Genomic DNA, 10,660 nt, shown 5'->3' on the forward strand with positions numbered 1-10,660 from the left:
CGTCCTCAGCCGGCACTGCGCTCCGCCGCCTCGACCACGTTGACCAGCAGCTGGGCCCGGGTCATCGGGCCGACACCGCCGGGGTTCGGGGAGATCCAGCCGGCCACCTCGGTCACGTCCGGGTGGACATCGCCGACGATCTTGCCCTCGGCGTTGCGGGAGACGCCGACGTCCAGGACGGCCGCGCCGGGCTTGACGTCCTCGGCGCGGATCAGGTGCGGGGAGCCGGCCGCCGCGATGACGATGTCGGCGCGCTTGAGGTGGGCGGACAGGTCACGGGTGCCGGTGTGGCACTGGGTGACGGTGGCGTTCTCGCTGCGCCGGGTGAGCAGCAGCGGCATCGGGCGGCCGATGGTGACACCGCGGCCGACGACCACGACCTCGGCGCCCTTGATCTCCACGCCGTGGCGGCGCAGCAGGGTGAGGATGCCGTTGGGGGTGCAGGGCAGCGGGGCGGGCTCGTTGAGGACCAGCCGGCCGAGGTTCATCGGGTGCAGGCCGTCGGCGTCCTTGGCCGGGTCCATCAGTTCCAGGACGCGGTTCTCGTCGATGCCCCGGGGCAGCGGCAGCTGGACGATGTAGCCGGTGCAGGCCGGGTCGTCGTTCAACTCGCGGACGACCGCCTCGATCTCCTCCTGGGTGGCGGTGGCGGGCAGCTCGCGCTGGATGGAGGCGATGCCCACCTGGGCGCAGTCGCGGTGCTTGCCGGCGACGTACTTCTGGCTGCCGGGGTCGTCCCCGACCAGGATCGTGCCGAGGCCGGGCGTGACGCCCTTCTCCTTCAGCGCCGCCACGCGGGCGGTCAGATCGGACTTGATCTCGGCTGCGGTGGCCTTGCCATCGAGAATCTGGGCGGTCATGTCCCCATCCTCGCGGATGACCCGGCCCCGGTTCCAATCCGGGTGTCACGGCGCGGTTGACGAGGTTGCACTTGCACAACACCTCCTGGCCCGGCTGGACAAGTAAGACGCTGTTAAAGAACGATGAGCACACAGTGCCGCGGGCAGTACCGGGGGGACGGACCGCATTTCTGTAGAACTCTCCTCCGCACCGTGCCGCGCGTCGTCCCCGCACTTGAGCAACACGACGGAGGAAGTCCGCCATGAGTTTCGGCGACCCGAACAACCCCTACGGCGCCCCGCAGGCGCAGCAGCCGGGCTACGGCTATCCGCAGCAGGGCCAGCAGCCCGGCTACGGCTACCCGCAGGCGCCGCCCGTCGGCGCGTACGGCATGCCGCCGGCGCCCGAGACCATGCCCGGCACCGTCAGCGCGGCCCGGGTGATGATGTGGGTGATCGTCGCCCTCCAGGTCGTCGGCGCCGGCCTGTTCGCGTTCGGCGCCATCGGCGTGAACGCCGCGAAGAACGACAACGAACTCAAGGACGACGCCGGCTTCCAGCAGCTCGCCGACTACTCCTCGGGCCTGCTGTGGGGGCTCACGCTGTTCGCCGTGGCCTGGGCGGTGCTCACCATCGTGCTGGCGCTCAAGTTCGGCAACGGCGGCAACGGCGTCCGCATCACGACGCTGATCTACGGCATCATCACCGCGATCCTCGGCATCTACCCGTTCATCCTCGTCGGCCTGGTGCACACCGTGCTCGCCATCCTGATCGCCTGCTTCGTCGGCGGTTCCAAGGGCTCGGCCTGGTTCAACCGCCCGCGGTACTGAGCCGCGACAGCACACCGGCACACTCCACAGGCCGCGTCCCGTCCGCTCGGACGGGACGCGGCCTGTGCCGTACGGTCCCGGTCCCGACCGCCGGCCGGCGATCGGGACCACGCTCAGGTACGGGGCTCAGTGGAAGAAGTGGCGCGTGCCCGTGAAGTACATGGTCACGCCCGCCTCCTTGGCGGCCTCCACGACCTGCTCGTCGCGGATCGAGCCGCCCGGCTGGACGATCGCCCGGACCCCGGCGTCGATCAGGATCTGCGGGCCGTCGGGGAAGGGGAAGAAGGCGTCGGAGGCCGCGTAGGCACCCCGGGCCCGCTCCGCGCCGGCCCGCTCGACGGCCAGCTTGCAGGAGTCGACGCGGTTGACCTGGCCCATGCCGACACCGACCGAGGCGCCGTCCTTGGCGAGCAGGATCGCGTTGGACTTCACCGCGCGGCAGGCCCTCCAGGCGAAGGCGAGTTCCTTCAGCTCCGCCTCGGAGAGCGCCTCGCCGCTGGCCAGCGTCCAGTGGGCGGGGTCGTCGCCGTCGGCCTGGAGCCGGTCGGTGACCTGGAGCAGCACACCGCCGTCGATGTGCTTGGCCTCGCCCGCGCTCGCCGGGGCGCCCGGGGCCTTCAGCACGCGGATGTTCTTCTTCTTGGCGAGGGCCTCCAGCGCGCCCTCCTCGTAGTCCGGGGCCACGATGACCTCGGTGAAGATCTCGGCGACCTGCTCGGCCATCTCCTTGCTGACCGGCCGGTTCACGGCGATCACACCGCCGTACGCGGAGACCGGGTCGCAGGCGTGCGCCTTGCGGTGGGCCTCGGCGACGTCCGCGCCGACCGCGATGCCGCAGGGGTTGGCGTGCTTGATGATCGCGACGCAGGGCTCGTCGTGGTCGTACGCGGCACGGCGGGCGGCGTCCGTGTCCGTGTAGTTGTTGTACGACATCTCCTTGCCGTGCAGCTGCTCGGCCTCGGCGAGGCCGCCGGTGCCGTCCACGTACAGGGCGGCGTCCTGGTGCGGGTTCTCGCCGTAGCGCAGGGTGGCCTTGCGCGTGTAGGTGGTGCCCGTGAAGTCCGGGAAGCGGGAGTCGTCGGCGGGGGCGTAGGACGCGGCGAACCAGGAGGAGACGGCGAGGTCGTACTCCGCGGTGTGCCGGAACGCCTCGGCGGCCAGCCGCTTGCGCGCGGCGAGGTCGAAGCCGCCCCCCTGGACCGCGGCGAGGACGTCGGCGTACCGCTCCGGGCTGGTGACCACGGCCACGGACGGGTGGTTCTTGGCGGCGGCGCGGACCATCGAGGGGCCGCCGATGTCGATCTGCTCCACGCACTCGTCGGGCGACGCGCCGGAGTCGACGGTCTCGCGGAACGGGTAGAGGTTCACCACGACCAGGTCGAACGGCTCCACGCCCAGCTCGGCGAGCTGCTCACGGTGGCTGTCCAGGCGCAGGTCGGCGAGGATGCCCGCGTGCACCTTGGGGTGCAGGGTCTTCACCCGGCCGTCCAGGCACTCGGGGAAGCCGGTCAGCTCCTCGACCTTGGTGACGGGGACGCCGGCGGCGGCGATCCGGCCGGCCGTGGAGCCGGTGGAGACCAGCTCCACACCGGCCTCGTGCAGCCCGCGGGCCAGCTCTTCGAGCCCGGTCTTGTCATAGACGCTGACAAGCGCACGGCGGATGGCCCGCTTGGCGTTGCTCTCGGCGGTCACTGGATAACTACCTTTCGTCCCTCAATGCGATAGCCGTGGCGGGCGAGCCGTCCCACGACCTCTACGAGCAGCCTTCGCTCGACTTCCTTGATGCGCTCGTGCAGCGCGCTCTCGTCGTCCTCGTCGCGGATCTCGACCACGCCCTGGGCGATGATCGGCCCGGTGTCGACGCCGTCGTCGACGAAGTGGACGGTGCATCCGGTCACCTTGGCCCCGTACGCGAGCGCGTCGCGGACGCCGTGGGCGCCGGGAAAACTGGGGAGCAGGGCGGGATGGGTGTTGACGAAGCGTCCGCCGAACCGGGCCAGGAACTCCTTGCCGACGATCTTCATGAACCCGGCGGAGACCACGAGGTCGGGCTCGTGCGCGGCGACGGCCTCGGCGAGGGCGGCGTCCCACTCCTCGCGGGTGCCGTGGTCCTTGACCTTTCGCACGAACGTGGGGATGCCGGCGCGCTCGGCCCGGGCCAGCCCCTCGATGCCTTCGCGGTCGGCGCCCACGGCCACGACCCGGGCGCCGTACGTCTCCGGGCCGACGGCGGCGATCTCGTCCAGCAACGCCTGCAGATTGGTGCCGGAGCCGGAGACCAGCACGACGAGGCGCTTGACTGCCGGGCCGGCGGAGGTGGCGGCCACGATGGGGCCCTTTCTCGGGGGTGCGATCCGTGTTCGGCCGGCTTGTACGGTCGTACGAATGCTTCACGCCCCCGGATACGGGGAAGTCTACGAAGCGGCCGGCCGTCAGCAACGATACCGGCACTCCGGACGGGCCCCTCGGGACGGGTGGCCGGCCGGACGGTAGCGTTCGCGGGGAATCACGAAAGAGCAACCTCGGGAACGCGGTCGTCGTGCGGTGCGTTCACGCAGAGGAAGCTCACGACGGAAACTGCCGTAGTCACCCAGGGGAAGACGCTCTTTTGATGCCCGATCGCAGCCTGCGACACCTCACGTTCCCGCCGCGCCCGGCCCAGGGAGGCGAGCGGGGCGCCGCACTGCTGCGCGAGCGCCCGTCCTCGCCGCCGGCCCACACTCCGGGAGGCGGGGGCGACGGCGCCGGGCGGGGCGGTTTCGGGCAGGGTGGCGAGCGGCAGGACGACAATCCGTTCGCGCCGCCGCCGGAGGGCGCTCCGGACCGGCCCTGGCGGCCCCGGACTCCGGGGAATCAGGGACATCCCGGGGGTGCGGGCGGTCCCGGACACGGGCCGGGTCAGGGGTCCGACGCGGGACAGCAGGGCCAGGGTCAAGGTCATGGTCAGGACCATGGGTACGCCCCGTGGCCGGGGGCCGGTGCGGGACAGGGTCCCGGGCAGGGTCAGGGTCAGGGTCCCGGTCAGGGGCAGGCGCCCTGGGGCAGTCAGTGGAGTGACCGGCAGCCCGGGCGCTCCTCCGACGGCTTCGGCCGGCGACCGGGCGGCGGACCGCAGGGGCCCGGCGGACCGACCGGCCCCGGCATGCGCTGGGACCCGAGGGACCCGGCCCAGCGGCGCGCGCGGTTCGCCCTGCTCTCCGGCATGTGGGCCGTCTTCTTCGTGCTGTTCAGCTGGCCGTACGTGGCGCTGCTGCTGGGCGCGCTGTCCCTGTACTGGGGCAGCAGCGCGCTGCGCGCCAAGCCGCGTTCCCAGGCCCCGGACGCCCCGGCGGCCCCGCCCGGCCGCCCGCAGACGACGGCGGCCGTCGGCGGCCTGATCACGGCGTCCCTGGCGCTGGTGCTGGTGGCCTCCACGTTCACCGTCCAGCTGGTCTACCGCGACTACTACACCTGCGTCGGCGACGCCCTCACCCATGAGGCCAAGCAGTCCTGCGAGACCCTGCTGCCGCACGAGCTGCGGGGCGTACTGGGCGACCAGGACGGCTGAGGCCGCCGGTCTCACCCGGGGTCGCTCGGCGCCTGTCGCCCGGGGCCCGCTCACCCGGTGGAGCCGGGGCGGCGCTCGGGCGGTTGTTCCGGGTCGGCGGGCGGCTGCCCGGCGGACGGCGGCTCGGCGAGGGGTTGCCCGGCAAAAGGTTGCTCGGCGGCCGACGGCTCGGCAGGTGACAGCCCGGCCGGGGGCGGGTCGGCCAGGGGTGGGTCGGCCAGGGGTGGATCGGTGGCCGGTGGGGCGGCGGGGCCGGACGCGGCCTGCCGCAGGGCCGCCCAGCGCGAGGCGCGGGCCACGTCGTCGTGCCAGTCGCCGGTACGGGGCTCGGTGAACGGCGTGGGGAACGGGTCCGCGGCGGGGAGGAAGTCGTAGAGGTCCTCCTCGGCGGCCTCGGCCTCCGCCCGCGCGGGCACCTTCCGCCTGCCCCAGCCCCACCGCCCGGTCCCGGCGCCATCCTCGCGGCCGGCCGGTCCCGGCACCGTACCGGCCCCGGCCGGAGTCCCGGGAGCGCCCGCTTCCGCCGCCCGACTCGTGCCGGGGCCCGTCACCCCGCCGGTGTCCGGCGCCTCTCCGACCGCCTCCGGCCCCGCCGGGGCCGAGGGCACGCGGGCCACCGTCACGCCGTCCCCCTGCTCCCCTCGCGCCGCCTCCGGCGCCGTACTCCCCGTCCCCTCCGCCGGTCGCGGGCGCCGGCCGCGCAGCAGCCGCCAGGCGCGGACGATCAGTGCCACCGGCAGCGCGAACACCGGCGTCCAGAGCCCGGCCGCTCCCCCGGCGCGCGGCCACAGCGGGCCGAAACGGGACAGCGCGGCCACGCCCAGGGGGCCGCCGGCCAGGGCGGTGAGCAGGGCGACGGCCGCCGCGCAGACCGCCGCCGTCAGCAGCACCACCCCGGCGGTCTGGCCGGCCGACCAGCGGGCCCGGGCCGGCTCCCCGGGTCCCGGCGGCCGTACCGCCGCCCGCGCCACGAACCACCCCGCCGTCATCCCGGCCACCGCCGGCACCAGCCCCACCACCCAGTGCTGCGGGGTACCGGCACCCGGTTCCGGCACCGCGGCCAGCAGCGGGAACGGCGGCAGCAGCGGGGCGGGGTCGGACGCGAACGGGCCGACCAGGTGCCCGGCGCCGAGGGCGAACCCGGGGCCGAGGGCGTAGGAGGCGGCCCACAGCGCGGCGTTGGGCAGCAGCGCGATGCCGAGCAGCAGCACGGCGAACCGGCCCGTCCAGCCCTCCGTCAGCTGGAGGAAGGACGCCCGCGCCGCCGCGCCGTGCCACACCAGCGACACCCCGACCAGCAGGGCGCCGCCGCCGAGCAGCACGGCGGTGGCGGCACCGGCGGCCCGGGCCGCCGCGCCCAGCCGGGCCCGCTCGTCCGTGCCGAACACCGGCCGGCGCACCCGTTCCGGCAGCACCGCGAGCACGCGCAGCAGGGGCTCGGCCGGGCAACCGTGACCCGCCCACACCCCGGCACCGGCCGCGCTCGCCACCACGGCCGGGAGACATACCGTCAGCCAGCCCCAGTGGGGACGCAGTTCACCGCCGGAGCAGTACAGGGCCACGGCGACGCCGACGCCCAGGTAGCCGAGGACCACCCCGGTCCACGCCGTGCGCGCGGGCACCGGTGGCGGGCCGTCCGGTTCGGCGGGCGCGTCGGTGGCGTCCCGCGCCGCCCGGTACAGCAGCCACACCGGCAGGACGAGCAGCAGCAGCGGGGTGACGCCGACGGGCATGGGGGTGCCGGAGAGCGTGCCGGTGCGGACCAGTTCGACACCGTGCCCCAGCAGCCACAGGGCGGCGGTGACGTGCAGCGCGCCGGCCGGTCCGCTGTCGGGGTACGGCGAGCTGACCCACAGCGCCATGACGAGGACCGCCATGGCGCCGAGGCCCAGGCCGGCCGCGACGGCTCCGCCCAGCAGGCTCGCGGCGAGTCCGGGCGAGCGGTCGCGCAGCCGGGACAGGGCGGGTGACGACGAGGAGCGCACGGTCATCCGGATCACGCACGCCATGCTCCCAACGACACGCGCTTTCCCGGTGTAACGGGCGAACCGCCGCTGTGTCGCCCAATATATGTTTATGTTCTTTTTCGTACGAAAGGGTGCATGGTGACGACGCAGAACCCTGCCGGTCCGCCACCGTCGGACAGCCGCCGACGCCCGCGCCGGTCCCGGCCGCTGACGCCGGTTCAGAAGCCGGCCGGGCGGACGGCCCCGGACACCACGGATGCCGGACCGGAGCGACGGGCCGGCCTGCCCGATGCCCCGTCCGACCAGCCACGGCAGTTGACGCCCGCTCAAGCCTTCGACGCCCTCTACGCCTTCTGCGCCCCCGCCCTCGTACGCCAGACCTACCTGCTCACCGGGCGCCGGGAGCTGGCCCGCGAGGCGGTGGAACGGGCCTTCCAGCTGGCCTGGCAGCGCTGGCCGGACGTGGCCCGGGACCGGGATCCGGCCGGATGGGTGCGCGCGGTGGCGTACGACTGCGCGCTCTCCCCCTGGCACCGCTTCCGCCCCCGCCACCGGTCCCCGGAGCCCCCGCCCGCCGACCCGGCCGACCGGGAACTGCTGCACGCGCTGCTCACGCTGCCGCCGGCGTACCGGCGCACGCTCGTCCTGTACGACGGGGTGGGGCTCGACCTGCCGGAGACGGCGGCGGAGACGGAGGCGAGCACCCCGGCCGCCGCCAGCCGGCTGACCCATGCGCGCGAGGCGGTGGCCGCGCGGCTGCCGGAGCTGGCGGATCCCGCCGCGCTCCACCGCCGGCTGCTCGAACTCGCCTCGGCCGAGCGGCTGGGCTCGGCCCGGCCGACCCAGGTGCGCACCGGCTCCGAACGCCGGAACGTCTTCTGGACCCGGGCGGCCATCGCCTTCACGGTGACGATCGTCGGCGCCACGACGCTCACGCTGCGGACGGCGCCGACGCGCTACGAGCCGCCGATCGCTCCGGCCCAGGCGGTGCGGGGGGTGCCGGCGGCGGGGGTGATGGGCCCGCTGTCCCGGGAGGAACGGGCCCTGCGCGAGAAGCTGAGGAAGGCGGAGACCAACGGCCCGGAGAGGGTGTTCCCGGAGCCACGGTGAAGCCCGGGCCGACCGGTGGTGGGCGGGTCGGCCGGTGGTGGGCGGGTCGGCCGGTGATGGGGCGGGTCGGCCGGTGATGGGGCGGGTCGGCCGGTGGTGGTGGGCGGGCCTTGCGAAGACCAGGCGGAAACATCGGCAGGCCCGCCCCGGGCGACGGGGCGGGCCTGCCGATGACGGGCCGGGGCCGGTCAGGCCGAGAGGATCTCCCGGGCCAGCTTCGCCGTCTCGGTCGGGGTCTTGCCGACCTTGACGCCGGCGGCCTCCAGGGCCTCCTTCTTGGCCTGTGCGGTGCCGGAGGAGCCGGAGACGATGGCGCCGGCGTGACCCATGGTCTTGCCCTCCGGCGCGGTGAAGCCCGCGACGTAACCGACGACCGGCTTCGTCACGTTCTCCTTGATGAACGCCGCGGCACGCTCCTCGGCGTCACCGCCGATCTCACCGATCATCACGATGAGGTCGGTCTCGGGGTCGTCCTGGAACGCGGCCAGGGCGTCGATGTGGGTGGTGCCGATGATCGGGTCGCCACCGATGCCGACGGCGGTGGTGAAGCCGATGTCCCGCAGCTCGTACATCATCTGGTACGTCAGCGTGCCGGACTTCGACACCAGGCCGATGCGGCCCGGCTTGGTGATGTCGCCCGGGATGATGCCGACGTTCGACTGGCCCGGGGTGATGATGCCGGGGCAGTTCGGGCCGATGATGCGGGTCTTGTTGCCCTTCTTGCCGGCGTACGCCCAGAACGCGGCCGTGTCGTGCACGGCGATGCCCTCGGTGATGACGACGGCCAGCGGGATCTCGGCGTCGATGGCCTCGACGACCGCGTCCTTGGTGAACTTCTCCGGCACGAAGATGACGGAGACGTTGGCGCCGGTGGCCTCGATGGCCTCCTTGACGGTGCCGAAGACGGGTACCTCGGTGCCGTCGAAGTCCACGGTCTGACCCGCCTTGCGCGGGTTCACGCCGCCCACGACGTTCGTGCCGTCACCGAGCATGAGCTTGGTGTGCTTCATGCCGGTGGCGCCGGTCATGCCCTGGACGATGACCTTGCTGTCCTTGTTGAGCCAGATAGCCATGGTGGTTTGAGTCCTCGTCCTCGTACTTACTTGGCGGCGGCCAGCTCGGCGGCCTTGTCGGCCGCGCCGTCCATGGTGTCGACGCGCTGCACCAGCGGGTGGGCGGCGTCCGTGAGGATCTTCCGGCCCAGCTCGGCGTTGTTGCCGTCGAGGCGGACGACGAGCGGCTTCTCGACCTTCTCGCCGCGGTCCTCCAGGAGCTTCAGGGCCTGCACGATGCCGTTGGCGACCTCGTCGCAGGCGGTGATGCCACCGAAGACGTTCACGAAGACGGACTTCACGTCCGGGTCGCCCAGGATGATCTCCAGGCCGTTCGCCATGACCTGGGCGGAGGCGCCGCCACCGATGTCCAGGAAGTTGGCGGGCTTGACGCCGCCGTGCTTCTCACCGGCGTACGCGACGACGTCCAGGGTGCTCATGACGAGACCGGCGCCGTTGCCGATGATGCCGACCTCGCCGTCCAGCTTGACGTAGTTGAGGCCCTTCTCCTTGGCGGCCGCCTCGAGCGGGTTGGCGGCGGCCTTGTCGTGGAGCTCGTCCCAGTCGTGGCGGAACTCGGCGTTGTCGTCCAGCGACACCTTGCCGTCGAGGGCGATGACCTCACCGGAGGCGACCTTGGCCAGCGGGTTGACCTCGACCAGGAGCGCGTCCGACTTGATGAAGGTGTCCCACAGCTTGACCAGGACGTTCGCGACCTTGTCCGCGACCTCGGCCGGGAACTTGGCGGCCTCGACGATCTCGCGGGCCTTGGCCTCGTCCACACCGTCGATGGCGTCGATCGCGATCTTGGCGACGGCCTCGGGGCGGGTGGCCGCCACCTCCTCGATCTCCATGCCGCCCTCGACGGACGCGATGGAGAGGAAGGTGCGGTTGGCGCGGTCGAGGAGGAAGGAGACGTAGTACTCCTCGAGGATCTCCGGAGCGGTCTCGGCGATCATGACCTTGTGGACCGTGTGGCCCTTGATGTCCATGCCGAGGATGTCCGTCGCACGGGCGACGGCCTCGTCCGGGGTGGCGGCCAGCTTCACGCCACCGGCCTTACCGCGGCCACCGACCTTCACCTGCGCCTTGACGACGGACTTGCCGCCGAGCCGCTCGGTGATCTCGCGCGCCGCCTCAGGCGTGTCGATGACTTCACCGGCCAGCACCGGTACATCGTGCTTGGCGAAGAGGTCCCTCGCCTGGTACTCGAACAGGTCCACGCGCTTCCGTCCCTATCAGTGATCTCGCGGTTCGTTGGATGCGTGGGCGTGCCGCGAAGGGCAACGTGACGTCCGCTTGTCACAAGGGAGGC

9 protein-coding genes are annotated in these 10,660 nt (G+C 73.1%); 3 read left to right on the forward strand and 6 right to left on the reverse strand.

Going from position 1 to position 10,660, the window contains the following annotated elements:
• Positions 1-5: 5 nt before the first annotated feature.
• Positions 6-860: a bifunctional methylenetetrahydrofolate dehydrogenase/methenyltetrahydrofolate cyclohydrolase gene (locus tag IH25_RS0100495; RefSeq protein ID WP_030600916.1), complete on the reverse strand. Its 855-nt coding sequence runs from the start codon at positions 858-860 to the stop codon at positions 6-8.
• A 242-nt stretch (positions 861-1,102) separates the two neighbouring features.
• Here IH25_RS0100495 and IH25_RS0100500 point away from each other — a divergent pair, with 242 nt between their 5' ends.
• Positions 1,103-1,669 carry a hypothetical protein gene (locus tag IH25_RS0100500; protein ID WP_030600918.1) on the forward strand — a complete coding sequence of 189 codons (567 nt, stop codon included), beginning with the start codon at positions 1,103-1,105 and terminating at the stop codon, positions 1,667-1,669.
• Between the two features lie 126 nt (positions 1,670-1,795).
• Here IH25_RS0100500 and purH read toward each other — a convergent pair whose 3' ends face one another.
• Both purH and purN read right to left on the reverse strand, forming a co-directional pair.
• Positions 1,796-3,361: a bifunctional phosphoribosylaminoimidazolecarboxamide formyltransferase/IMP cyclohydrolase gene (purH, locus tag IH25_RS0100505; RefSeq protein WP_030600921.1), complete on the reverse strand. Its 1,566-nt coding sequence runs from the start codon at positions 3,359-3,361 to the stop codon at positions 1,796-1,798.
• The gene (purN, locus tag IH25_RS0100510) at positions 3,358-3,996 is read right to left on the reverse strand and encodes a phosphoribosylglycinamide formyltransferase (protein ID WP_030600924.1); all 639 of its coding nucleotides are present in this window, start codon (positions 3,994-3,996) and stop codon (positions 3,358-3,360) included. The genes purH and purN overlap by 4 nt, the downstream gene beginning before the upstream one ends.
• Before the next feature lie 284 nt (positions 3,997-4,280).
• Here purN and IH25_RS38895 point away from each other — a divergent pair, with 284 nt between their 5' ends.
• A complete protein-coding gene (locus IH25_RS38895) occupies positions 4,281-5,216 on the forward strand; it encodes a hypothetical protein (RefSeq protein ID WP_030600929.1) in 936 nt (311 codons plus the stop codon).
• Between the two features lie 50 nt (positions 5,217-5,266).
• Here IH25_RS38895 and IH25_RS0100520 read toward each other — a convergent pair whose 3' ends face one another.
• A complete protein-coding gene (locus tag IH25_RS0100520) occupies positions 5,267-7,225 on the reverse strand; it encodes a cell division protein PerM (RefSeq protein ID WP_245172647.1) in 1,959 nt (652 codons plus the stop codon).
• A gap of 273 nt (positions 7,226-7,498) precedes the next feature.
• Between IH25_RS0100520 and IH25_RS0100525 the strand changes: the two genes are divergently transcribed.
• A complete protein-coding gene (locus IH25_RS0100525) occupies positions 7,499-8,293 on the forward strand; it encodes an RNA polymerase sigma factor (RefSeq protein ID WP_394298407.1) in 795 nt (264 codons plus the stop codon).
• Between the two features lie 188 nt (positions 8,294-8,481).
• On the opposite strand, the gene sucD is transcribed toward IH25_RS0100525, so the two are convergent.
• Positions 8,482-9,366 carry a succinate--CoA ligase subunit alpha gene (gene sucD / locus IH25_RS0100530; RefSeq protein ID WP_030600937.1) on the reverse strand — a complete coding sequence of 295 codons (885 nt, stop codon included), beginning with the start codon at positions 9,364-9,366 and terminating at the stop codon, positions 8,482-8,484.
• A gap of 26 nt (positions 9,367-9,392) precedes the next feature.
• Complete coding sequence (sucC, locus tag IH25_RS0100535; RefSeq protein ID WP_030600940.1) at positions 9,393-10,568, reverse strand: ADP-forming succinate--CoA ligase subunit beta; 1,176 nt, start codon at positions 10,566-10,568, stop codon at positions 9,393-9,395.
• Positions 10,569-10,660: the final 92 nt, after the last annotated feature.

Source organism: Streptomyces achromogenes subsp. achromogenes, from assembly GCF_000720835.1.
GTDB classification, from domain to species: Bacteria; Actinomycetota; Actinomycetes; order Streptomycetales; family Streptomycetaceae; genus Streptomyces; species Streptomyces achromogenes.

Bases quoted from the DNA above. Each gene is read 5' to 3' on its own strand.
- IH25_RS0100495 (WP_030600916.1), bottom strand. From the start codon at position 860: ATGACCGCCCAGATTCTCGATGGCAAGGCCACCGCAGCCGAGATCAAG.
- IH25_RS0100500 (WP_030600918.1), top strand. From the start codon at position 1,103: ATGAGTTTCGGCGACCCGAACAACCCCTACGGCGCCCCGCAGGCGCAG.
- IH25_RS38895 (WP_030600929.1), top strand. From the start codon at position 4,281: ATGCCCGATCGCAGCCTGCGACACCTCACGTTCCCGCCGCGCCCGGCC.
- IH25_RS0100520 (WP_245172647.1), bottom strand. From the start codon at position 7,225: ATGGCGTGCGTGATCCGGATGACCGTGCGCTCCTCGTCGTCACCCGCC.
- sucD (WP_030600937.1), bottom strand. From the start codon at position 9,366: ATGGCTATCTGGCTCAACAAGGACAGCAAGGTCATCGTCCAGGGCATG.